The organism is Arthrobacter subterraneus (genome assembly GCF_900099735.1).
GTDB lineage: Bacteria > Actinomycetota > Actinomycetes > Actinomycetales > Micrococcaceae > Arthrobacter_D > Arthrobacter_D subterraneus.
On the sequence record NZ_FNDT01000010.1, the window covers coordinates 91,085 to 114,141 of the forward strand.

At 65.1% G+C, this 23,057-nt stretch carries 24 protein-coding genes; 10 read left to right on the forward strand and 14 right to left on the reverse strand.

Annotated features, from left to right (window positions below; all coding sequences use genetic code 11):
- Window positions 1-19: 19 nt before the first annotated feature.
- The gene (locus BLS52_RS18540) at window positions 20-862 is read right to left on the reverse strand and encodes a hypothetical protein (protein WP_090586940.1); all 843 of its coding nucleotides are present in this window, start codon (window positions 860-862) and stop codon (window positions 20-22) included.
- Window positions 863-1,259: 397 nt separating this feature from the next.
- Between BLS52_RS18540 and BLS52_RS11835 the strand changes: the two genes are divergently transcribed.
- From BLS52_RS11835 to BLS52_RS11845, 3 genes are read left to right on the forward strand one after another with little or no spacing between them, the layout of a single operon-like run.
- Window positions 1,260-2,690, forward strand: a complete 1,431-nt coding sequence (locus BLS52_RS11835) for a flavin monoamine oxidase family protein (RefSeq protein ID WP_281241716.1) — start codon at window positions 1,260-1,262, stop codon at window positions 2,688-2,690.
- 17 nt (window positions 2,691-2,707) lie between these two features.
- Complete coding sequence (locus tag BLS52_RS11840; RefSeq protein WP_245702842.1) at window positions 2,708-3,757, forward strand: agmatine deiminase family protein; 1,050 nt, start codon at window positions 2,708-2,710, stop codon at window positions 3,755-3,757.
- On the forward strand, window positions 3,757-5,457 hold the full coding sequence (locus BLS52_RS11845; protein ID WP_090586944.1) for an amidase: 1,701 nt from the start codon (window positions 3,757-3,759) through the stop codon (window positions 5,455-5,457). The genes BLS52_RS11840 and BLS52_RS11845 overlap by 1 nt, the downstream gene beginning before the upstream one ends.
- Window positions 5,458-5,467: 10 nt before the next feature.
- On the opposite strand, the gene BLS52_RS11850 is transcribed toward BLS52_RS11845, so the two are convergent.
- Complete coding sequence (locus BLS52_RS11850) at window positions 5,468-5,818, reverse strand: ArsR/SmtB family transcription factor (RefSeq protein ID WP_026545155.1); 351 nt, start codon at window positions 5,816-5,818, stop codon at window positions 5,468-5,470.
- A gap of 88 nt (window positions 5,819-5,906) precedes the next feature.
- Here BLS52_RS11850 and arsB point away from each other — a divergent pair, with 88 nt between their 5' ends.
- From arsB to BLS52_RS11870, 4 genes are all read left to right on the forward strand, one after another.
- On the forward strand, window positions 5,907-7,004 hold the full coding sequence (gene arsB / locus BLS52_RS11855; RefSeq protein WP_090586946.1) for an ACR3 family arsenite efflux transporter: 1,098 nt from the start codon (window positions 5,907-5,909) through the stop codon (window positions 7,002-7,004).
- Window positions 7,005-7,021: 17 nt separating this feature from the next.
- The gene (locus tag BLS52_RS11860; RefSeq protein ID WP_026545157.1) at window positions 7,022-7,453 is read left to right on the forward strand and encodes an arsenate reductase ArsC; all 432 of its coding nucleotides are present in this window, start codon (window positions 7,022-7,024) and stop codon (window positions 7,451-7,453) included.
- A gap of 13 nt (window positions 7,454-7,466) precedes the next feature.
- Window positions 7,467-8,444 (forward strand): thioredoxin-disulfide reductase, encoded by a 978-nt coding sequence (gene trxB, locus BLS52_RS11865; protein WP_090586947.1) that lies wholly within the window; start codon window positions 7,467-7,469, stop codon window positions 8,442-8,444.
- 66 nt (window positions 8,445-8,510) lie between these two features.
- Window positions 8,511-9,059, forward strand: a complete 549-nt coding sequence (locus tag BLS52_RS11870; protein ID WP_245702837.1) for a P-loop NTPase family protein — start codon at window positions 8,511-8,513, stop codon at window positions 9,057-9,059.
- 49 nt (window positions 9,060-9,108) lie between these two features.
- Here the strand turns inward: BLS52_RS11870 and BLS52_RS11875 are convergent, their stop codons facing one another.
- The 4 genes from BLS52_RS11875 to BLS52_RS11890 form a co-directional block, all read right to left on the reverse strand.
- Window positions 9,109-9,609, reverse strand: coding sequence for a GNAT family N-acetyltransferase (locus BLS52_RS11875; RefSeq protein ID WP_090586950.1), 501 nt, complete (start codon window positions 9,607-9,609; stop codon window positions 9,109-9,111).
- Between the two features lie 38 nt (window positions 9,610-9,647).
- Window positions 9,648-10,196, reverse strand: coding sequence for a heme-degrading domain-containing protein (locus tag BLS52_RS11880; RefSeq protein ID WP_090586952.1), 549 nt, complete (start codon window positions 10,194-10,196; stop codon window positions 9,648-9,650).
- 179 nt (window positions 10,197-10,375) lie between these two features.
- A complete protein-coding gene (locus BLS52_RS11885) occupies window positions 10,376-11,734 on the reverse strand; it encodes an SLC13 family permease (protein WP_090586953.1) in 1,359 nt (452 codons plus the stop codon).
- A gap of 9 nt (window positions 11,735-11,743) precedes the next feature.
- Complete coding sequence (locus BLS52_RS11890; protein WP_090586955.1) at window positions 11,744-12,556, reverse strand: maleate cis-trans isomerase family protein; 813 nt, start codon at window positions 12,554-12,556, stop codon at window positions 11,744-11,746.
- A 153-nt stretch (window positions 12,557-12,709) separates the two neighbouring features.
- Here BLS52_RS11890 and BLS52_RS11895 point away from each other — a divergent pair, with 153 nt between their 5' ends.
- Together BLS52_RS11895 and BLS52_RS11900 are read left to right on the forward strand one after the other, a co-directional pair.
- Window positions 12,710-13,486: an IclR family transcriptional regulator gene (locus BLS52_RS11895; RefSeq protein WP_245702838.1), complete on the forward strand. Its 777-nt coding sequence runs from the start codon at window positions 12,710-12,712 to the stop codon at window positions 13,484-13,486.
- A gap of 104 nt (window positions 13,487-13,590) precedes the next feature.
- Complete coding sequence (locus tag BLS52_RS11900; RefSeq protein WP_090587013.1) at window positions 13,591-14,637, forward strand: NAD(P)-dependent alcohol dehydrogenase; 1,047 nt, start codon at window positions 13,591-13,593, stop codon at window positions 14,635-14,637.
- Between the two features lie 79 nt (window positions 14,638-14,716).
- Here BLS52_RS11900 and BLS52_RS11905 read toward each other — a convergent pair whose 3' ends face one another.
- Entirely contained in the window at window positions 14,717-16,069 is a 1,353-nt protein-coding gene (locus tag BLS52_RS11905) for a permease prefix domain 1-containing protein (protein ID WP_090586958.1), read from the reverse strand.
- Window positions 16,066-16,428: a PadR family transcriptional regulator gene (locus BLS52_RS11910; protein ID WP_090586960.1), complete on the reverse strand. Its 363-nt coding sequence runs from the start codon at window positions 16,426-16,428 to the stop codon at window positions 16,066-16,068. Before BLS52_RS11910 ends, BLS52_RS11905 begins: the two co-directional genes overlap by 4 nt.
- Before the next feature lie 113 nt (window positions 16,429-16,541).
- Between BLS52_RS11910 and BLS52_RS11915 the strand changes: the two genes are divergently transcribed.
- A complete protein-coding gene (locus tag BLS52_RS11915; RefSeq protein WP_090586961.1) occupies window positions 16,542-16,745 on the forward strand; it encodes a hypothetical protein in 204 nt (67 codons plus the stop codon).
- A 199-nt stretch (window positions 16,746-16,944) separates the two neighbouring features.
- On the opposite strand, the gene rbsD is transcribed toward BLS52_RS11915, so the two are convergent.
- From rbsD to BLS52_RS11945, 6 genes are read right to left on the reverse strand one after another with little or no spacing between them, the layout of a single operon-like run.
- On the reverse strand, window positions 16,945-17,328 hold the full coding sequence (gene rbsD / locus BLS52_RS11920; RefSeq protein ID WP_026545194.1) for a D-ribose pyranase: 384 nt from the start codon (window positions 17,326-17,328) through the stop codon (window positions 16,945-16,947).
- The gene (locus BLS52_RS11925; RefSeq protein WP_090586963.1) at window positions 17,325-18,263 is read right to left on the reverse strand and encodes a ribokinase; all 939 of its coding nucleotides are present in this window, start codon (window positions 18,261-18,263) and stop codon (window positions 17,325-17,327) included. The genes rbsD and BLS52_RS11925 overlap by 4 nt, the downstream gene beginning before the upstream one ends.
- Window positions 18,260-19,204: a substrate-binding domain-containing protein gene (locus tag BLS52_RS11930; RefSeq protein WP_090586966.1), complete on the reverse strand. Its 945-nt coding sequence runs from the start codon at window positions 19,202-19,204 to the stop codon at window positions 18,260-18,262. Before BLS52_RS11930 ends, BLS52_RS11925 begins: the two co-directional genes overlap by 4 nt.
- A gap of 46 nt (window positions 19,205-19,250) precedes the next feature.
- A complete protein-coding gene (locus BLS52_RS11935; protein WP_090586968.1) occupies window positions 19,251-20,234 on the reverse strand; it encodes an ABC transporter permease in 984 nt (327 codons plus the stop codon).
- Window positions 20,227-21,792 carry a sugar ABC transporter ATP-binding protein gene (locus BLS52_RS11940; protein ID WP_245702839.1) on the reverse strand — a complete coding sequence of 522 codons (1,566 nt, stop codon included), beginning with the start codon at window positions 21,790-21,792 and terminating at the stop codon, window positions 20,227-20,229. The genes BLS52_RS11935 and BLS52_RS11940 overlap by 8 nt, the downstream gene beginning before the upstream one ends.
- Window positions 21,789-22,793: a LacI family DNA-binding transcriptional regulator gene (locus BLS52_RS11945; RefSeq protein ID WP_245702840.1), complete on the reverse strand. Its 1,005-nt coding sequence runs from the start codon at window positions 22,791-22,793 to the stop codon at window positions 21,789-21,791. The genes BLS52_RS11940 and BLS52_RS11945 overlap by 4 nt, the downstream gene beginning before the upstream one ends.
- Window positions 22,794-23,057 lie beyond the last annotated feature (264 nt).

Below are 23,057 nucleotides of genomic sequence, written 5' to 3' on the forward strand. Positions count from 1 at the left end.
CGCGTCCGGTTGGAGAAACCTAGTTCCTGATCAGGTTTCTCCGTGCTGCCCAGAGAGCAGCGAGAACCAGGAACGTCACGAACCCGCCGAGCAGCAACGGTGTTTCTTCCGCTGCAGGCTCAGCTCCGCCCGCTGTTTGTACGTTGAAGCCCTGGTTGTTGACCGCGCCGGCAGCAGGCGCTGGCTGCATTGCCGGACCTGCCGGACCTGCCGGACCAGCCGGACCTGCCGGTCCTGGCTGCCCCGGCTGTCCCGGCTGTCCTGGTTGACCCGGTTGCCCTGGCTGTCCTGGTTGTCCAGGCTGGCCCGGTTGCCCTGGTTCCCCTGGAGGACCTGGAGGGCCTGGAGGGATTGCCGGCCCTTCAACCGGCACGGGTACGCAGCCGTTGTTGTAGGTTGCTTGTCCGGTGGCGTCCCAGTTCAGTCCTGCGGGCAGGGCGGTGTTGGGCGGGATGATGTCTGCGCTGTGGTCGCCGTGTCCTTCGAGCCCGTTGAGGCTGATGCGGATTGCCTCGTAGGGGTGGGTGGCGGAGCCGGTGGCGTGGCAGATGTCGATCTTTTTGTCGACCGGTGGGATGGCTGGCCCCTCGACCGGCTTGCAGCCGTTCTTGTAGGTCGCTTGGCCGACGGCGTCGTAGTTCAGGCCGGCGGGCAGATAGCTGTTGGGCGGAATGATGTCTCCGCCGTGGTCGCCGTGTCCCTCAAGTCCGTTCAGGTCCACCTTGTTCGTCACATACGGGTTGCCTTCTGACCCGGTGGCGTGACAGATTTCAACTTTCTCTCCAGGTGTAGCAACCGCGGTCGGCACAACACCCAGCGACAGCAACCCCAGGATGCCCAGGGCTGCGAATAGACGCCTCATTTCATTACTCCATTCACCTCTGACATGGCACTGGTGACCGCGCGACACACGGTGGAGTTTGGACGGGAAGGCCGGACATTCGCCGTTGTGCGGGTCCTGAGCGGCCTTCATGAGGCTTGCCAATCCTGCGTCACTTGTCAGATGAATGCAGTAAGGGAGCCTCCCCCACCCGCGAAGTCATCAGTCGTACCTGCTCAACGTAGAAGTGGAGGGACAGGAAAACATCAGTACCGATTACCCGTTTAATTGGCCCGAGGACTACTCGAACGCAATGTGCTACTTGCTTTAGGGCACTATTTGGGCGTCGACTACTTGTTCAGCGGCTGTCAGGCCCAGACTTCCCAAATCCCGCAGCGTCCTCTAATCTGGGAACTCATAAACGAACGCTATTCGTTTTATGTTACGCGGCACGACTGCCGTGGTTAGAGAGGACACCATGAGGATCATCGAAAGCGACGTCGTCGTCGTTGGAGCCGGCCCGTCCGGACTGATGGCAGCGAGGGAGCTGCGTAAGGCCGGCCACTCCGTTACGGTCCTGGAGGCCAGGGACCGCGTGGGAGGGCGCACGCACACCGATACCATCGACGGCGCGGTGCTGGAGGTCGGTGGGCAGTGGGTGTCCCCGGACCAGACGGCGCTGATCGGCCTCCTCGACGAGCTGGGACTGCAGACCTACTCCCGCTACCGGGACGGCGAGTCCGTATACATCGGGACCGATGGGAAGGCCGTCCGCTACACCGGCGAGATGTTCCCGGTCAGCCGCCGGACCGGCGCGGAAATGGCCCGCCTCATCGAGGAGCTGGACCGGTTGGCCGCGCAGATGGATCCGAGGGCGCCATGGGATCACCCGCAGGCCCGCGAACTGGACACGGTCTCGTTTTCCACCTGGCTGCGGCAGCAGTCCGCCGATGAGGAAGCCTGCAACAACATCGGCCTGTTCGTCGCCGGCGGCATGCTCACCAAGCCCGCCCATTCCTTCTCCACCCTGCAGGCGGTGCTGATGGCCGCCTCCGCGGGTTCCTTCTCACACCTCGTCGACGAGGATTTCATCCTCGACAAGCGTGTGGTCGGCGGAATGCAGTCCGTTTCAGAACGGATGGCAGCGGAGTTGGGGGACGACGTCGTACTGAACAGTCCCGTGCGCACCCTCCGCTGGAGCGCGGCGGAGGACGGAACCACAAGCGTGGCCGCCATCTCGGAGGAGGTCACGGTGAACGCCCGCTACGCGGTCATGGCCGTCCCGCCGAACCTCTATTCCCGGGTCTCCTTCGAGCCGCCCCTGCCGCGCCGGCAGCACCAGATGCACCAGCACCAGTCGCTCGGTCTGGTCATCAAGGTCCACGCCGTGTACTCCACGCCGTTCTGGCGCGAAGACGGACTCTCCGGCACTGGATTCAGCGCCGGCTCCATCGTCCAGGAGGTCTACGACAACACCAACCACCAGGACTCCCGCGGCACCCTCGTCGGGTTCATCTCCGATGAAAAGGCCGACGCGATGTTCGAACTCGACCCTGAGGAACGCCGCCGGCGGATCCTCGAATCGATCGCCGGATTCCTGGGGCCGCAGGCGCTGACACCCGAGGTGTACTACGAGTCCGACTGGGCCTCCGAGGAATGGACCCGCGGCGCCTACGCCGCCAGCTACGACCTCGGCGGGCTCACCCGCTACGGCCGGCACCAGCTGACCCCTGTCGGCCCGATCCACTGGTCCAGCTCCGACCTCGCGGCCGAGGGCTACCAACACGTGGACGGCGCCATCCGCATGGGTCAGTACACCGCCTGGAACATTGCCGCGGCGCTTGCCAAGCAACGCGCCCTCATCGGCTAGGGGCCCCCGTGACTGGAATGACAAGCACCACCGTCATGCCCGCCGAATGGGCCCGGCATGAGCGCACCTGGCTGGCGTTCCCGCCCGCCAATGACACGTTCGGCGCACCCGGGAGCGAGAGCCTGCGCCGGGCACGTGAGGCATGGTCCCGCGTCGCGAGAACAATTGCCCGCTACGAGCCCGTGACCGTCCTCGCCAACCCAGACGACGCCGACACCGCCCGGACACTGCTCGGCGCCGACATAACGGTCACCGAAACAGTGCTCGACGACGCCTGGCTCCGCGATTCAGGGCCCACCTTCGTGCACCGGAGCAGCGGCGCCGTGAGTGCCGTGAACTGGGTCTTCAACGGCTGGGGTGCGCAGCACTGGGCTGCGTGGGAGAACGACCAGCACGTGGGTCGGGCCGTCGCGGCCTCCGCCGGGACACCGGTCGAGGACAGCCGCCTGGTCAACGAGGGCGGCGGCTTCCACATCGACGGCCGCGGCACCGTGCTCCTGACCGAGACCGTCCAGCTGGACCCGAGGCGCAACCCGGGAGCCACCCGGGAATCGGTCGAAGCCGAGATTCACGCCCGGCTGGGCACCCGGCACGCCATCTGGCTGTCTCGCGGCCTCGGCCGCGACTACGAGGAGTTCGGCACCCGTGGACACGTGGACATTGTCGCCGCGTTCACGCCGTCGGGCGCAGTCCTCCTCCACAGGCAGGACAACCCAAACCACCCCGACTACGAGGTGACGCGGCTCCTGAAGAAAGAGCTTGAACAGGAAACCGGCGCCGACGGCCGCCCCCTCGTAATCATCGACGTCCCGGCCCCGACAGTGACCACCGACGACGACGGCTTCGTGGACTACTCCTACATCAACCACTACGTGTGCAACGGTGCAGTGATCCTGTGCGCCTTCGATGACGCCAACGACGCCGTTGCCGCCGACATCCTCGGCCGCGCCTACCCGGGACGCACCATCGAATTGGTCGACGCCCGCGACATTTTCTCCTTCGGCGGCGGCATCCACTGCATCACCCAACAGCAGCCCGCGCCGCTCGAAAACAAGGGGGAGCGGTAATGGGATTCAACGTCGTCGAAGCAGGCATCGCGGACCTCCGCGAAGCCCTTGAAACGGGCCAGGTGACCAGCGAGGAACTCGTCGAGTCCTATCTGAACCGCATCGCGGCCTATGACCACGCGGGTATCCGGCTCAACTCCGTGATTGTGATGAATCCGGAGGTCCTGGCGAAAGCCCGCGCCTCGGACGAGCGCAGAAAAAACGGGAAAACGCTCAGCCCGCTGGACGGAATCCCGTACACGGCCAAGGACAGCTACCGGGTCAAAGGCCTCACCGTCGCCGCGGGATCCCCGGCATTCCAGGGTCTCATCGCACAGCAGGACGCCTTCACCATCGGCCGGCTCCGGAGCGCCGGAGCCATCCTGATCGGGCTCACCAACATGCCACCGATGGCCAACGGCGGCATGCAGCGCGGCGTCTACGGCAGGGCGGAAAGCCCCTACAACGCCGAGTATCTCCCGGCCGCGTTCGCCTCCGGTTCTTCCAACGGGTCCGGCACGGCGACGGCGGCCAGTTTCGCAGCGTTCGGACTGGCGGAGGAAACGTGGTCCTCCGGCCGCGCCCCGGCATCGAACAACGGACTGTGCGCGTACACGCCCTCGCGGGGAGTCATCTCCGCCCGGGGTAACTGGCCGCTGGTGCCGACCATGGACGTGGTGGTCCCGCATGCGCGCACCATGGCGGACCTGCTCGAGGTCCTCGACATCATCGTCGCCGATGACACCGAGACCCGCGGCGACTTCTGGCGCGTCCAGCCCTGGGTGTCCATTCCGCGTGCGTCCGAGGTGCGCCCGCCCTCTTACCTGTCCCTGGCGGCAGGTGCCGGCGCGCTGAAGGGGAAGCGCTTCGGTGTGCCGCGCATGTACATCAACAAGGATCACGACGCCGGCACCGCGCCAATGCCCGGAATCGGCGGCCCCACAGGCCAACGGATCCAGACGCGCCCATCCGTCATTGCGCTCTGGGAGGCGGCGCGGTGCGACCTGGAACGCGCGGGCGCGGAGGTGGTCGAGGTCGACTTCCCGGCGGTGTCCAACTACGAGGGCGATCGGCCGGGAGCGCCAACCATCCGGACACGCGGCTTGGTGAGCCCGGAGTACCTCCAGCGGGAGATCATGGACCTGAGCGCGTGGGCGTGGAACGACTTCCTCGACGCGAACGGGGATCCGCAGATGCCGAGCCTCAAGCAGGTTGACGGCGCGGCCATCTTCCCGGCACCGGACGGCGCACTCCCGGACCGCTACACCGGGTTCGACGACGACATCGCCGAGTACCCCGACGTCATCCGCGCCAACGAGGGCCTGCAGCTGGCCGACATCCCGCACCTCGAGGAAGGCCTGCGCGGACTGGAGGAAACCCGCCGGACTGACCTCCATGACTGGATGGACGAGCACGGACTGGACGCCGTGATTTTCCCGGCAGCGGCCGACGTCGGCCCCGCTGACAGCGACACGAACGTCGCCTCGGCGGACCTCGCCTGGCGCAACGGCGTCTGGGTGTCCAACGGCAATCTGGTCCCGCGCCACCTGGGCATCCCGACGGTCACGGTGCCGATGGGCGTGATGGCTGATACCGGCATGCCGGTGGGGCTCACCTTCGCAGGCAAGGCCTACTCCGACAATGACCTGCTGCGCCTCGCGGCGGCTTTCGAGGCAACCGGGTCGCGGCGGGTGGCTCCACCGAGGACGCCGGCGCTCTAACGGACCGCTTCTAGAGCGTCGTAACGAGCCCGGCCACCTTTTCGAGCGCGCCCGGAACCAGGGAGTAGTACGCCCAGGTGCCCCGCTTCTCGCGGTGCAGCAGGCCGGCCTCAACCAGGATCTTCAGGTGGTGGGAGACGGTCGGCTGCCCGAGATCCAGCGGCTCCGTCAGGTCGCAGACGCACGCCTCGCCGGACTCGCCGGCCTTCACGATGGAGAGCAGCCGCAGCCGGTTCGGGTCAGCCAGTGCCTTGAATATGGCGGCCCGCTGCTGCGCATCCTCGCTGCTGAGAGCGGGCTGATCCGACGGGAGGCAGCAGGCGGCGTCCAGCGTCGTTTCAAGGGTTTGCGCAGTGTTCATGAACCCATTATGCACCTTGGATTGACAATGATCGATATAGCTGGTGGTATTCATATCGATTCCCATCAATCTATCTCGCAGGAGACGCGTGAGCACCCAGACTGCACCCTTGCCCCCCGGAGGCGCGCCGGCCGCCGTCGTCGGCAAGCTGTCCACCCTCGATCGCTTCCTTCCCGTCTGGATCATCGCCGCAATGGTCCTGGGGCTGGTCCTCGGTGCGCTGATCCCCGGGCTGAATATGGCGCTGGAGGCTGTGAAGATCGGTGAAGTGTCGCTGCCGATCGCCGTCGGGCTGTTGGTCATGATGTATCCGGTGCTGGCCAAGGTCCGCTATGACCAGACGCACCGGGTGATGGCCGACCGCAAACTGATGGCGGCATCTCTTGCACTCAACTGGCTGCTGGCGCCGGCCTTCATGTTCGCCCTGGCGTGGATCTTCCTGCCCGACCTGCCCGAATACCGCACCGGCCTCATCATCGTGGGCCTCGCCCGCTGTATCGCGATGGTGATGATCTGGAATGACCTCGCGTGCGGTGACCGTGAGGCCGCCGCGGTGCTGGTGTTCATCAACTCGGTGTTCCAGGTCCTCGCGTTCGGCGCCCTCGGCTGGTTCTACCTCCAGCTCCTGCCCTCCTGGCTCGGTCTTCCCACCACCAGCGCCGACTTCTCCTTCTGGGCCATCACCGCCTCCGTCCTCATCTTCCTCGGGATCCCGCTGCTGGCCGGATTTCTCACCCGCACCGTCGGCGAGAAGGCCCGCGGCCGCGACTGGTATGAGAACACGTTCCTGCCCAGGCTCGGCCCGTGGGCGCTGTACGGCCTGCTCTTCACCATCGTGCTGCTCTTCGCGCTGCAGGGTGAGACGATCACCGCCCGCCCGCTCGACGTCGCCCGGATCGCCCTGCCGCTGCTCGTCTACTTCCTCGTTGTTTTCGGGGCCGGTATGCTGACCGGCAAATGGCTCGGTCTCGGTTATGCGAGGACGACGACGCTGGCCTTCTCCGCCGCTGGAAACAACTTCGAACTGGCCATCGCGGTGGCGATCGGCACCTTCGGGGTCACCTCCGGGCAGGCCCTGGCCGGCGTCGTCGGACCGTTGATCGAGGTGCCCGTCCTCGTTGCGCTTGTCTATGTTGCCCTCTGGGTGCAGAAGCGATTCTTCGCTCCTGCACCGCTGTCCGCCTAACCCTTCAGGAGACCCTCATGACTTCAGAGACCACAGATTCCGCCAAAAAGCCTTCCGTCCTTTTCGTCTGCGTGCACAACGCCGGGCGCTCCCAGATGGCGGCGGCGTTCCTCACCACCCTGTCGAAGGGTGCCATCGAGGTCCGCTCCGCCGGATCGCAGCCGGCCGAGAAGATCAACCCGTCCGCGGTGGAAGCCATGGCGGAGGTCGGCATCGACATGAGCAGTGAGATTCCGAAGGTCCTCACCACCGAGGCCGTCAAGGAATCCGACGTCGTCATCACCATGGGCTGCGGCGATGAGTGCCCGTACTTCCCCGGCAAGCGCTACGAGGACTGGGTGCTGGAGGATCCGGCGGGCAAGGGCGTCGAATCCGTCCGGCCCATCCGCGATGAAATCCGTGGCCGCATCGAAGGGCTCATCGAATCCCTGATCCCCGCAACGAAGTAGCAGGAGAACACTCATGGCCACGCAACAGTTGATCATCATCGGATCCGGGCCCGCCGGGTACACGGCTGCCATCTACGCGGCACGCGCAGGGCTGACACCTTTGGTGCTGGCCGGATCCGTCACCGCCGGCGGCGCGCTGATGAACACCACCGAGGTGGAGAACTTCCCCGGTTTCCCCGCAGGAGTGCAGGGCCCGGAACTGATGGAAGGCCTGCAGGAGCAGGCGGAAAAGTTCGGTGCGCAGGTAGTGTTCGACGACGTCACGGAGGTCGATCTGACCGGTCACCTCAAGCGCGTAGTCACCGGCGGCGGAGAATCCCACGAGGCTGTTGCGGTGATTCTCGCGACCGGGTCCGCGTACAAGGAGCTCGGCCTGCCGGAGGAGAAGAAGTTCAGCGGGCACGGCCTGTCCTGGTGCGCCACCTGCGACGGATTCTTCTTCCGGGACCAGGACATCGTTGTTGTCGGCGGCGGTGACTCGGCCATGGAGGAGGCAACGTTCCTCACCCGGTTTGCCCGGTCAGTGACCGTGGTGGTCCGCCGCGACGAGCTGCGTGCCTCCAGGATCATGGCGCAGCGTGCCAAGGACAACCCGAAGATCAGTTTCGCGTGGCATTCCGCGGTCACGGCCATCCATGGCGATGACAAGGTCACCGGCGTGACGCTCACGGATACCCGCAGCGGTGAAACCCGCGAGCATGCCGCGACCGGCATTTTCGTAGCGATCGGGCACCTGCCCCGCACGGAACTTGTGGCCGGGCAGATCGACCTCGACGACGAAGGCTACATCAAGGTCGATTCCCCCACCACGGTCACCAACCGGTCGGGCGTCTTTGCCTGCGGCGACGCGGTGGACCACCGGTACCGGCAGGCCATCACCGCGGCCGGCACCGGATGCGCAGCAGCGCTCGACGCCGAACGGTACCTTGCGGCGCTTGAGGATGCGGACAGCATCGCGACCGCCATGGTCGAGGAACCGACGCACGGCTAGAGCGGATGCGGCTCGTCCCCGTCGGCAGGCCTGCCATTGCCGAGCGGTCATGGCATGCTGGGAGGCGTGCCTACACGACCACCATCACGGGTTCTCTTCTACGGGGTGACAGGGAGCGGTAAGTCGTCGGCTGCGCACGCCTACGCGAAAGCATCGGGTTTGCCTGAGTACTCGGCGGACGATGACATCGGTTGGTTCCCGGGGTGGCAGCAGCGGGCAGTTGAAGAACAGCGCCGGCTAGCTGCGGACATCGCTTCCCGTGAGGAGTGGGTTCTCGACAGTGCCTATGCCACGTGGCGGGATATGGTCCTTCCCCGCGCGGAGCTCATTGTGGCATTGGACTACCCGCGCTGGGTTTCGCTGTCCCGGCTCCTTCGCCGGTCTCTCTACAGGGCGGTGAACGGTCAGCTCGTCTGCAACGGGAACACCGAATCCTTCCGGCGTCTGCTGGCCAGGGATTCCATCATTTGGTGGCACTTCCAGAGCTTCACGAGAAAGCGTCAGGTCATCCAGGCGATGAAAGCCGATCCGGCCCTTCCCCCGGTCATTGTATTCAAGAGACCGCGGGACCTTAGCCGGTGGTTGTCTCACGTGCACAGCGCCAGTGCCGCCTGAGCGTTGCAGTTCTCAGGGGTATCAGAGTCGCGAGTAGCGCGTGAGGCAGTCAATGGCTAAACGGTTCGCGGGTTAGGCGGACGATCGGCACCTGTGTTCCAAGGAGGTCATGCATTTTGGAAGCGCCGTCCGGGAGGAAGCCGTTGCGGCGATAGAATGCGTCTGCTCGGGGATTGTCGGAGGCCATCCACAGGAAAGCGGGTTCATCCTTCAAGGCTGCGTCCAACAGTTGTTGTCCAACGCCGGTGCCGTGGTGCGCGGCGAGGACGTAGAGGCCTTCGAGTTCCAGCGGCCGGGGTGCTTCGCGATCAATTTTGCGGCTCGCCGCGGCCCACCCGACGCCGGTGCCCGTTCCTGTCTTTGCGACCCAGACCCCTGTTGTTCCTCGTCCGATGATTTCGGCCCATCGCGCGGCTCGCGTCTCAACGTCCAATCTGGCAAGGGTTTCGCGCGGAATGAGGTGAGCGTAGGTTTCTTGCCAGGCTTGAATGTGGACCTGCGCGATGTTGTACGCGTCCTCCTGGTCACCCTTGACGATGGTTATTGTCATTCCTCGCCTGTTCCTGATAGCGGAGGAAGGCGACGCTCCTACGCCGCAGCCTTCTTCTTCCGCCGGGTGAACTTGGTCAGCCCCTCGACGACCAGTTCATGATCGGCTTTCTGTGGAAGACCGGAGACAGTGACGACGGCGACCGGTCCGGTTCCGCGCACAATGATCGGGAAGGCTCCGCCATGTGCGGCGTACGCCGACTCATCGAACCAGGCGTTGTCCTCCATCCGGCGTCCTCCGAGCCGTCCGCGCAGGCTGACCAGCAGGGACGGGACCCCGTAGCGCTCAACGGTGCGGGCCTTCTTCTCGACCCAGAAGTCGTTGTCCAAAGTCGCCCCTGGCAGCGAGACATGGAACAGGATGTGTGTTCCGCGGCGGATGTCGACGGCCACTGGCATGTCCCGTTGAGTGGCAAGCTCCACGATCAGCAGGCCAAGGGCAAGCGCGTCCTCCTGGTTGAATTTCGCTAGTTGAAGCTTGCGGGTCTCTTCCTCGATACGGCCGATCAATGCTTCGAGGGCGGGCTGGGACTGCTCTCCGGAGGCGTCCGGGTCGAACTCAACCTCTGAACTCTGGTTCTCAGTCACGTAGCGTCTCTCTCCTCGGCGGCGGACTCAATGTACGAGCCTATCGGAACGCCGGAGAGCACTGTTGGAGGGCAATGTCCCCTTGCGGATCCGAGACCGATCGGGACGGGCAAAGGCCGGGGCGCCTTCACAATGATGTGAAGGCGCCCCGGCCGGTTTTCCGAGCGCGACGGCCGGTTTTAGCCGATGCCGAGCTGAACGAAGACGAACCAGACCAGCAGCGGCACGACGGCGATCATGGCGATCGCCCAGAGCAGCAGGGCGCGGAAGAACATCCGCTCATCCTTCGGCTGGGCGCTGGCCATCAGCAAAGCGCCGCTGGTGGACATTGGACTGACATCCACGACAGAGGAACTGATGGCGATGGCGGTGACCACGCCGATCGGGGTCAACATCGGGTCCAGGGCAATCGGAGTGACGACAGGGCTGATGACGCCCAGCGTTCCGGTGGTCGACGCGAACGCAGAAACCATTCCGACGACGTAGCTGGTGACCAGAGCGGCGATGGAGCCGTTGCCGAGGCTCTCGATGCCCGCCTGCAGTTCATCAAGGGCGCCCATCGCTTCAAGCATGCCCACGTAGGTGACGATGCCGGTGACCAGGATGATCGCGCTCCAGGGCATGCTCTCCATGGCAGGTTTCTGCACTCCGGGGTTCACCGCGATCAGCACGAGCGAGAGGATCAGTGAGGCGACGCCGACGTCGATGCCGAACACGGTTGTCAGCACCAGCAGCGAGACCAGGGCAACGAGCGTGAGGATGCGCATGGGCGTGACTGGAACCTTGGTGACCGTCCGGGTTTCCGTGCGCACGGCCGTGAGAGTAGCGGTGCCGGCAGGTGTGCCACCGCCGGAGGGTGAGATGCCCGCACCGGATGTACCGCCGTCGTCGTTGGTTCTGGCAGCGCTGCCGCCATCTTCGCGCTTGGCGGCACGGCGCTTCATGATGCTCTGAATCACTACATAGGCAATGAGGGCGAGCACAGCGTTGAAGAGGAAGCAGTACACGAAGAGCTTCCAGGAATCACCGGACGCACCGGCACTGTCCAGCATCTGGTTTCCCAACACGCCGAACGGGTTCACCGGTGAGAATGCCCCTGCGTTGGCGCCCTGAACGATCACCAGGCCCATGGCGAGCGTGCTGATTCCAAAGCGCATGCCCAGCGCGAGCGCAACAGGTGCCACGATCGCGATGGCAGCGGGCGTGAAGGCGCCCGCGGCGGCCAGCGAGGCCGTGAGCAGGAACATCAGGATGGGAACCAGCACCTTGCGGTCCCCGGCCAGCCGCTCACACCAGTAGGCGAGCAGGTCGATGGTCCCGGTGACCCGCACAATCGCAAAGAGCAGTGTGGCTCCGACGAGGATGAAGAAAAGACCGGCGGGGAATGCACCGATCACTTCCTTGATATCGAGCCCGGCCAGCAGCGGTCCGACAATGAAGGCCGCGACGACGGCGATCAGTCCCGCGTTGACACGAGTGAATGATCCCCAGGCGAAGGCAGCGATGAGAACGAGGAAGGCAATGAGGGCGAGTGACATGGTGCTGCCCTACTTCACAGCCGGAACGAGGTCGCCGGCGAGAAGACGCCCGGCACCCGAAATCGCCGGCGTGTGGCCGAGGGCCTTGAGGATCTCATAGGTGGTTGCGACGGCGGCAGTGATTACCGGCACCCCGAGCTGATCCTCAGCGGTCTGAACCGCAGCCAGCGACGGCATCTGCACGCACGCCGAGAGAATCACAGCGTCAACGCCCTCGCGATTCAGCTTCTGGGCAATGCCGGGAAGCTGCTGCGGGTCCAGACGTCCCACTTCGAGATTGTTGTCAACGGACAGGGAAACCGAATCGACAACCTCGATGCCGGCGCCTTCGATGTAATCGGCGACGGTCTGGGTGAGTGCCGGAACGTACGGGGTCACCATGGCGATGCGGCGCGCGCCCATCTCCTGGAGAGTGCGGACGAGTGCACCGGCGCTGCTGGTGACCTCGGCCGGGTGTCCGTTGTTGGCCGCAGCGTCGGCGATCGTCTGCTCTGATCCGACGTGCGCGTTTGGCCCCTGCGCCATGACGGCGACAAGGCAGGCGTAGGCGATCACGTCGACGTCGGCGTCGGACACCGACGCGGCGCAGTCAGCAGCCTTGCCCACCATGGCGGCGAGCTCTTCCCGGTTGACCCTCTTCATACCGGCCCGGGCGGAGTGAAAGGTGTAACGGTGTCCGGTGGCTTGGGACTGGCGCCGGAAAAGCTCCGGCAGTTCCGTTTCCATCGTGGTGTTGGAGCTCGGGACAATAAGCCCAATACGGGAGGTGTTCGCCGGCGCCTGGGCCGGTTCTGTTTCGCAACATGCAGCAGCGGTGTTCATATGCGTCCTTCACGACGTTGTGTTTGTGGCTCCACACCCATAAACCCGTGTGGTGGGTTGTTATCCCATAATGTGGGTTGCATCACGACATGTCAAAACGGCCTGTGTTCCGCTACTACGATGGACGCGTCGATTCTCTTGAAAGGCCTCTCCGTGGCATCAGATAGCACCCGTGGTTCCGCGCCTATTCTGGTGCTGCAGAAGATCAGCCAGATCCTCGACTGCTTCACTCCGGAGTCCCCGGAGCCGACGCTTCAGCAGCTTGCCCGGCAAACCGGGCTCCCTTCGAGCACGTGCCAGCGGCTGGTTCAGAGTCTGGTTCACGAGGGTTATCTGGACCGCGACGGCGACCGGTACCGGATTGGCATCCGACTGGTCCGCTGGGCTTCAACCGGGACCACCGGCATGGACATCGTCCAGCTCACCAAACCGATCCTCCAGAGCCTGCGTGATGAGACCGGCGAGACTGCCTGCCTCTACGTGCGCGACGGCGCCTTCCGGACCATCGTCGCTGTGGCCGAGACCCGCCATGTTGTCATGCGTCCTTTCGCGGTTGGCATGGTGATGCCGATCCACGCGGGAGCGCCGGGCAAGGTCTTCCTCGCCTATGATCCTGATGCCCGTGCAACCCTTGAGGGGAGTGAACTCGCCAAATTCACCTCCGATACTCCGGACAGCCTGGCTACCCTGGATGCTCAGGCGGAGGTGACACGGAAGCAGGGATTCTTCGCGGCGTTTGGTGAACGGCACAGTGATGTCGGCTCTATTGCAGCGCCGGTGTTCAATGTCGCGGGGACCCTCGTGGCCGTCCTGGGCCTGGGCTTTCCCACCCAGCGGGTAACCGAGAGCGATGTCCAACAGTTGGGGCCGGTGGTGGCAGCGGCGGCTCAGGCCGCGAGCCATGCCCTCGGCTATGTTGAGCGTGCTTAGAGGAGCAAGCCCGCGCGTGGTGACGGGGAATACGATTTCGTTCGCTGGCGTTGCCTACCCCCGGAACAATGCACGTCGTCAAACTTGATGTTCAGGAGTTATTCATGCCCACTACGGTTTCTGCCTACGCCGCTCCCTCGGCCACCGAGGACCTTGTCCCCACCACCATCGAACGCCGCGACGTCGGGCCCGACGACGTCCTGATCGACATCAAGTTCGCCGGCATCTGCCACTCCGACATCCACACCGTCCGCGGCGACTGGGGTCCGCAGCAGTTCCCGCTGGCACCCGGCCACGAAATTGCCGGCATCGTCACCGAAGTCGGCTCCAACGTGAGCAAGCACGCCGTCGGCGACCGCGTGGGAGTCGGCTGCATGGTCAACTCCTGCCGCGAGTGCAAAAACTGCCAGGCCGGTGAGGAGCAGTACTGCCTGAACGGCAACGTCGGCACCTACGGCGCCGTGGACCGCGACGGAACCATCACCCAGGGCGGCTACTCCACCCATGTTGTGGTGACCGAGGACTTTGTTGTCCGGATCCCCGAAGGTATCGAGCTGGACGCCGCCGCCCCCCTGCTCTGCGCGGGGATCACCACCTACTCGCCGCTGCGGCACTGGGGTGCCGGACCCGGCAAGAAGGTCGCCGTCGTCGGGCTTGGCGGGCTTGGCCACATGGCGGTCAAGATCGCCCACGCCATGGGCGCGGAAGTGACCGTTCTGTCCCAGTCGCTGAAGAAGCAGGAGGACGGGCTGCGCCTCGGCGCGGACGCCTACTACGCCACCAGTGATGAGAACACCTTCACGGAACTGGCGGGCTCCTTCGACCTGATCATCAACACGGTCAGTGCGTCCCTGGACATCAGCGCCTACCTCGGACTGCTGAGCCTCGACGGTGCACTGGTCAACGTGGGCGCGCCCGCGGAACCGCTTCGCGTGCAGGCGTTCGCGCTCATCGGTGGCCGGCGGTCCTTCGCCGGATCCATGATCGGCGGCATCCGCGAGACCCAGGAAATGCTCGATTTCTGCGCCGAGCACAACCTCGGCGCCGAGATCGAGCTCATTCCGGCCGACAAGATCAACGACGCCTACGAGCGCGTCCTGGCCTCGGATGTGCGGTACCGGTTCGTCATTGACACGTCGACGCTGAACTAGCCCTTAGGGGAACTGACAGCGGCCTGCCCGAGCAGCTAGTGCTCGGGCAGGCCGCTTTTGCTTTTGTCTGCAGGCCCGGTCAGGTGAAGCTGAAGACCGGCGGAAACACAACGACGACGACGGCGGCCCACGCGCCATAGACCGGCAGGTACCGTGTCTGCCAGTCTTCAAGCTGCCCGAAGGGCCGGCGTCCCCTGATGAATCCGATTGTGAGCCAGTCGGCCCGGACCAGGTGAACCAGGAGAAGGACGTTCAGTCCGAGGGCAGCGATCTTGTTGGGACTGAGTCCAAACTCGGCGATCCTGGTCAGCATCGCCGTCAGCATTACGGCATCTACCGCCAGTGCGGCCCCGACCAGCAGAAGCTGCAGCCCATCGGACAGCCCAGGCCGTGCAAGGGAATTTCGCGCAGAAATCGAATAGAGCAGCAGGGCCAGCACCAGGATCAGGATCGCGTCCATGAGGATCAGCAGTTCACGATCCACGTTCACCAGGCCACCGGAGGCTGCGAGGACGCCGAGTAGCGCCAGCAGCATCAGGATGGTGAGCGGTGTGAAGATGCGTGTCAGGACCGGCGCGATGTTCTCGACGACGTTCTGCTTCGCTTCCACGAGCCAGGCTGCGACCACCAGCGCGCCGGGTACCGCGAAGGGCAGGATCCATTCGGCAAGGACCGGTTCAAAGTCGGTGCCGATGAGGGAAAAGGCGCCGAGCGTGAGTCCGATCAGCACCGCTCCGCCCAGTGCCAGGAGCGTGTAGTAGATCGCGAATTCGCCGGTGAACCGGACAAAGTCCATCCGGCGGCTGTCCGATTGCCACCGTCCGCCGACGTACGCCAGTCCCGCCAGCATCCACAGGATTACCGGCGCATGCAGCACCGCCAGCCACTCCGTGGAGCCGCCGGGGGAGAAGGGGTACACATTGACGACCACGGCGAGGACCGCGAAGGGGATGGCGAGCGCCGACAGGACGGCCAGGGTCAGCCGGCGTTTCCACGCGAAATAACCCGTGAGGAACGGGAAAACCAGCAAACCAAGGTTCCGTGCAAAGACGTTCTCGTTTTCGATGAGTGAAAAGCCGACCTTCACCGCGATGCCGGCACCCACCGCCAGCGCCAGAACAACGGCGAGTTCGCGCCAGGGGGGCGTGCCGCCGTCGTCGTCTCTTGTTTCGGGGAGGAGGACGAGCTGCTTCCACAGCCGGTCCGAATGTTCGCGCGCGAATTCGCGCGAGACGGCGTCGAGGTTGCCGAGGCGCCGGATGGCCACGAGGAAGGCCTCCTCGTCATCGAGGCCGGTGGCTTTCCGCTCGGCGATCTGTTCGCGGAGGTGGTCTTCGAGCTCGTCGACGTCAGCGGCGGAGATGGCCTGACTGCGCTGGACGTAGCTGCGCCACCTATCGATCTGCGCCTCAAGTTCTGCGTGCGCCATCATGCCCGCCCTTCAGCCGCCGAGGGCGGTCGCTGTGTGGTGTGCCAGACCTGCCGGAGCGCGTCGGCGACGACGGTCCACTGCTGCTGGCGTTCCGCGAGCGCTTCCATGCCGGCCTGGGTGATTGCGTAATGCTTACGACGGCGGCCGGCCTCGGAGGTGCCCCATGAGGAGTCCACGTAGCCGAGCCGTTCGAGGCGGTGCAGGAGCGGGTAGAGCATTCCGTCGCTCCATTGCATGCTGCCGCCGGAGAGCTCGCTGACGCGTTTGAGGATGGCGTACCCGTAGAGGTCTCCTTCGGCCAGAATGCCGAGAACGAGGGGTGTGGCGGAGGCTGCCACGAGGTCTTTGTCGATGCGCATGACGTCTCCGTATACCTAGAGCTATTAGGTAGAAAAGCATAGCAGTGCTAGGTATGTTGCGCTTCGGTTCACAAGCCTACGGTGGAAGCCCATACAGAGTTGAGGGGTGCGTCATGGCCGAACTTCGCATCGAGCAGTGGTGGATGCTGCTGGACACCAGCGACAAGGAATGGTTCCGCGAAAACCTGCGGGCTCCGGAGGTTGACCCCCAGGCGGCGAGCGCGGTGCGGGAGGCCGGCGGGCCCGATCTGACCGGTTCGACGCTCCCGCCGCGGGACTGGGATTTTATCGAAATCCAGTCGGAGTTTGTGGACTGACGGTCCAGGAGGACTGCAAGATAGTGACGGTCGGGTCCGCGATGCCGGGCCGCTTCCCCCAAGTACTCGGCCAGCTTTCGGCGCGCCGCTGGCAACACGCCGTCATTCCCGGCCCGTCCCAACCAGAAAGTGGGGAATCCGGGCCGGGTATAACCGGGCTGGGCGCCCGGCCTAGGCACCAGCCTCGCAGACAACACCCCTAGAACGTCACCCCGCAACGCAGCGCCACGTTGGCAAACGGCGTCGCTTCACCGGTCCGGATGATGAGCCGGGCCTCCGCGAGCAACTCCTTCAGCTCCTCGTGGCTCACGATGGCGGGGGCGAGTCCCTCACCCCGCACAGCGTCCTCCACCGCGGTCGCGGACGCTTCCGAGGCGATGATGGACCCCTCGACTTCGACGTCGGCGAGCACCGCCCGCAGCACATCGACAAACCGCGGCATTCCCTTGACCAGGGCGAGGTCGACGACGGCGGCAGAGTCGGGAAGCGGCATGCCGCAGTCCGTGATCATCACCAGATGCCCGTGGCCCAGGGTGCTCAGCCGGGCGTTCACCGGTCCGTTCAGTATTCCGGTTTTCTTCATGCCCGCACTCCCGCCTCGGACGGTGCCTCCGGGAGGACGTCGGACAGCGACGGATAGGAGGGCTGTGCGCCCTCCGCGCCGACCGCAAACGCGCCGACCCGCACCGCGAAGGTGACGGCGTCGGGAAGTGGATCGCCGGCAACCAACCGGGCTGCCAGTGCACCAACAAACGCGTCTCCGGCGCCGGTGGTGTCCACCACGGAAACCCGCGGTGCCGGAACTTCGAGCACGCCCGATGACGTTGCCAGGAGCGCACCGGCGCCGCCCAACGTCATCACGACAGACCCGAAGCCGCAGGCAAGGAGCGCACGGGCGGTTTCCGCGTGGTCCGACGGCGCAGGTGCACCGGTCAGCTGCGCGAGCACCAGCGCACCCTCATGTTCGTTGACCACGAGCGGGTCGGCACGCAGCAGGGTCGAGCGCTCCAGCTCGACCACCGGTGCCAGGTTGATCAGCACCCTGCCCCGGGCCGCAGCAACCGCTGCGGCAACCGAGGCGGCAGGAATCTCGCCCTGCAAAACCAGCACACCGGCGTCGGAAATCAAGCCCGCAGCCGAAGACACGAGTGAGGGTGAAACCTCCCCGTTGGCACCGGGAATGACCACAATAGTGTTCTCACCGTCGTCGTCGACTTCCACAATGGCGACGCCGGTGGTGGTCTCAAGACGTTCGACGCCATCGGTATGGACTCCGGCAGCGAGCAGACCGGAGAGCGCGACGTCGGTGTAGGCGTCCCTGCCCACAGCACCGACCATGGTGGTCGGTGCTCCCAGCTTCGCCGCAGCTACAGCCTGATTGGCGCCCTTGCCGCCGGGCATCACCGTCATGGTCCGTCCCAGCAGGGTTTCGCCCGGCTGGGGGTGGCGTTCCAGTGTTACTACGAGGTCGGCGTTGATGGACCCTACAACGACGACGCCCGGCGGCCGTGTGCTCATTTGGTGAATTCACCGACATTCTCCGAGTTCACGGTGGTGACCGGAACGGGGATGGTTGCTTCGACAGTCTCGCCGGCGAGGAGCTGCTGGAGTACCTCGACGGAGCGCTTGCCGAGCTCGGCGGGCTGCTGCGCGATGGTGGCAGTCATGGTGCCTTCCTCGATGGCAGCCAGTCCGTCCTCGGTGCCGTCGAAGCCAACGACCATGACCTCGGATCCGGCGCGGTCGCCGAGAGCCTGGATGGCGCCGAGTGCCATTTCGTCGTTCTCGGCGAAGATGCCGGTGACGTCCGGGTTGGCCTGCAGCAGGTTGGTGGCAACGTTGAGGGCTTCGGCGCGGTCGAAGTTGGCGGTCTGCATGGCAACCACCTCGATGTCCGGGTAGGCCGAGATGCCCTCTTCGAAGCCGGCACCGCGGTCACGGCTGGCAGAGGTTCCGGCGACGCCCTGGAGGACGATGACCTTGCCCTTTTCGCCCATGGCCTTGGCGAGTTCGTCTGCTGCCTGCTTGCCGCCGGCAACGTTGTCGCTGGAAACCAGCGAGCCCACCTCGGCACCATTGACTGCACGGTCGACTGCGACGACGGGGATGTCCCCCTCGATCAGCGGCGCAACCGAGGCGGCTGCGGCGTCGGAGTCCACCGGGTTGATGATGACACCGTCGGTGCCGCTGGTGGCGGCGGTGGCGAGCTGGTTGGTCTGGGTTGCGGAGTCATTCTGCGCATCGACCACTTCGAGTTCGATGCCTGCTTCTTCAGCGGCGGCTTCGGCGCCGTCGCGCAGTTCGACGAAGAACGGGTTGTTCAGCGTGGAAAGGGCGAGCGTGGCGGACGCCGATCCCTCGGCGCCTTCTTCGCCGCCGCGGTTGCAGGCAGTGGCGGAGAACGCCAGGGCCAGGGACACAGTCAGGACGGCAGCCTTGCGGGGTGCGGAGAACTTCATTGTTGTTTCCTTTTCTTGGATTGGTTGGACGGAGTAAGTGCTTGTTCTAGTGCGGTTGGTTTTTGCGCCGCAGGGAGTCGATTCCAACAGCAACGGCGATGACCAGGCCGATGACCACCTGCTGCCAGAAGGAGGAGACGTTGAGGAGGTTGAGGCCGTTACGGATCACCACGAGGACCAGGGCGCCGACCAGGGTGCCGCTGATCCGGCCGATACCGCCGGCAAGCGAGGCGCCACCGATGACGACGGCGGCAATCGCGTCGAGCTCATAACCCGCGGCGGCCTGTGGCTGGGCGGAGTCGAGGCGGCCGGACAACAGCAGGCCGGCGAGGCCCGCGAAGAGTCCGGAGAGCGCGAAGACGGTGATGAGCACTTTTCGGACGGGCACACCGGAGAGCCGGGCAGCTTCCCGGTTGCCGCCGACGGCGTACATGTAGCGGCCCATGACGGTGAAGTTGAGGATGAACGCGGCAACGAGGCCGGCGAGAACCAGGACGATGATCGGCATCGGAATCGGGCCGATGTTGCCGCCGAGGAAGGAAACGTCGGGAGCGGTGCCGATGGGCCGGCCGTCTGAGATGACCAGCGTCAGGCCACGGGCGACGCTGAGCATGGCAAGGGTCGCGATGAAGGACGGCAGCTTGCCGTAAGCCACGGCAAAGCCGCTTACCGCACCGCTGAGGGCGCCGATCAGGAGGCCTCCGACAAGAGCTACCCATCCCGGCATGGAACCCTGCGAGAACATCCACGCGGATCCCATGGCCGAGAGCGCCGCGACCGAGCCCACCGAGAGATCAATACCCGCGGCGACGATTACGAAGGTCAGCCCGAACGCGAGCACCGCGATGACGGATGCCTGGATGCCGATGTTCAGCAGATTGGGGCCGGTGAGGAAGTCCGGCGTGGCGATGAAGAGAGCCAGGCCGAGGACGAACAGGCCCACGAGTGCGCCGTTGTCGGCCAGGAACCTCCCTATCCGGGATCCTCCGGGCGCCTTCTTGGGCGCCTGCGCCGTTGCAACCTTATTCATGACCGTCCTCCATCAGCTTGTCTTCAAGATCGCGCTGTACATCGCGCACCGCCAGCGACATCACGGCATCCTGCGTGGCGTCGTCGGCGCTCAATTCTCCGGAAATATGTCCACCGCTCATCACGAGCACGCGGTCGCTCATGCCGAGCACTTCGGGCAGTTCGCTCGACACCATGACGACGGCGCCGCCAGCTGCGGTGATTGCGTTCATCAGTTCGTAAATCTCGACCTTGGCGCCGACGTCGACTCCGCGGGTTGGTTCATCCAGCAGCAGCACTGTCGAGTTGGCGACGATCCAGCGTGCGAAGACCGTCTTCTGCTGGTTGCCGCCGGAAAGGGAACCCACCACCTGGTCGAGGTTGTGCATGCGGATGCGCAGCTTGTCGGCCACATCCTGTGCCCTCTTGCGCTGGCCGGAGCGGTCCACGAGTCCGGACTTCGCCGTCGTCGACAGCGTGGCGTAGCCGATGTTCTCGTTGACTGCTGCGCCCAACACCAGTCCGTGCGCCTTCCGGTCTTCCGGAACATGCCCGACGCCGGAACGAATGGCAGCGCCGATGCTGGACTTGGGCAGATCCTTGCCGCGCACACGGACGGAACCCGTGGCATAGGGGTCGACGCCGGCGATCGCCCGGATCACTTCGGTGCGGCCTGCGCCCACCAGCCCGGCCAGGCCGACGATCTCACCGGCCTTGACCGAGAAGGAGACGTTGTTGACCATTCCCTTGGTCGAGAGACCCTCCACTTCGAGGAGTGTGTCCGCTGGGCCGCGGTACTCGCGGCGGCGGGGGAATTGCTGCTCGATGGAACGGCCCACCATGAGGCGGACCAGTTCATCCTCGTGCGTGTCGGCGGGTACCTCGGCAACGAACTCGCCGTCGCGCAGCACCGAGACTGAGTCTCCGATGGCGGCGATCTCGTCCAGATGATGCGAGATGAACACCATGCCCACGCCGCGCTCGCGCAAATCCTCGACCACGGAGAAGAGCGCGGAAATCTCACGCTTGGTGAGCGCCGCCGTCGGCTCGTCGAGGATCAGCATGCGCGCATTGAGGCTGAGCGCCTTGGCGATCTCGACCAGCTGCTGGCGGGCGATGCCGAGCTCGCCGACCTTGTGGTCGACGTCGATGTCGAGACCGATCTTGTTCAGGGCATCCCTGGCGACTTTCCGCATCTGCCTGCGGTCCACGAGGCCGAAACGGCGGGGGAAGCGGCCCATGCAGATGTTTTCTGCAACGGTCATCGAGCCTACGAGGTTGAGTTCCTGGTGGATGGTCGCGATGCCGAGGGCCTCGGAAGCGTTGGTATCGGGAAGCCGTACTTCCTTGCCGTCCACGAGGATGCGCCCGCCGTCGGGCTGGTAGACGCCGGCCATCATCTTGATAAGCGTGGATTTCCCGGCGCCGTTTTCTCCAAGGAGCACCTGCACCTTGCCGGGACGCACATTGACAGTTACGCCTTTGATGACCGTCACGGGTCCGAAGGACTTGGTGACATTTTCCAGCGTCAGGATCGGCGTGCCGGCTGGGGGATTGTTGGTCACAGGGGTGTCGCTCACGATGCTGTGCCTCCTGGAAGGGATGGGGTGGATCCGCGGACTATGAGGCGGCTGGGCAGGATGACTGATTCCGGTGTTTCTCCGGCAATGACCTGGGTGAGCAGGTCGACGGCGAGGCTGCCCATGGCGTTGACGTCATGGGCAATCACGGTGAGCGCCGGGTTGATGAGGCTGAAGGCTTCGATGTCGTCATAGGCGACGAAGGCGATGTCTTTTCCGATGGCAACGCCCCGTTCGTTGCAGACGCCGACAGCGCCGATGCTCATGAGGCTGTCCGCGGCGAGCAGCGCGGTGGGAGGCTGGGGGAGTTCGAGCAGGCGTCGGGCGCCTGCCGCACCGCTGGCTGACTGGAAGTCGCCGAAGAAGATGAGAGCGCCGTCGTCGTCTGCGTTGGTCTCCGCGAGCGCGGACTGAAAGGCTGCGAGGCGCTCGCGGCCGGTGGAGGTCGACTGTGGGCCTGCGATGTAGCCGATGCGGCGGTGGCCGAGACCGGTCAGGTGGCGCACTGCTTCCTGGATGCCGGTGGCGTTGTCCGGCGTGACGCTGGGAACGGTGGTGTCCGGGATGACGCGGTCCACGAAGACTGTGGGGACGCCGCTGTCGAGGACCGCCTGCAGGTCGGCGAGGTCTCCCTGTGGTGCTGCGATGAGGCCATCGACGCGCTGGGTGAGCATGATGTCGAAGTAGCGGTCCTGCTGCTCGGTGTCCTCGTTGGCGTTGCCGAAGAGCGTGAGGTACTTGAAGTCGCGGGCACGCTGCTCGACAGCGTGAGCGAGATCCGCGAAAAAGGGGTTGCGGACGTCGGGGAGCACAAGGCCGATGGTCTGCGTGCTGGTCTTGCGCAGCGAGCGGGCCTGGGCGTTTGGCCGGAAACCGAGTGTGCTGGCTGCTTCATGGACGGCGGTGCGGGCCACCTCGGAAGTGGAGGGGTGGCCGGAGAGCACGCGGGAGGCTGTCGCCACTGAGACGCCCGCCATGTCGGCGACGCTCTTGATCGTCACTGATCGCACCTGTGCTCCTGCTTTTCCGGGCCGTGGAATCGTTTCCATGGAATCGATTACAAACTATGGCACACGTCGCGTGGAGACGTCAATCACACTCGACGGCGAATTGGCCCCGAGCCACGCTCGGACCGAGCCGCTTTTCCCTCTTTCTGGCAGCCCCTCCGGCGTGTTGCCGCCGACACGCCGTTGAAAGGCCTTTTCTGCGCCGGAAGTGGGGGAATCCGGGAGGTGAAAGTGAATGCGAAGGAGCGGGTCCAGTGC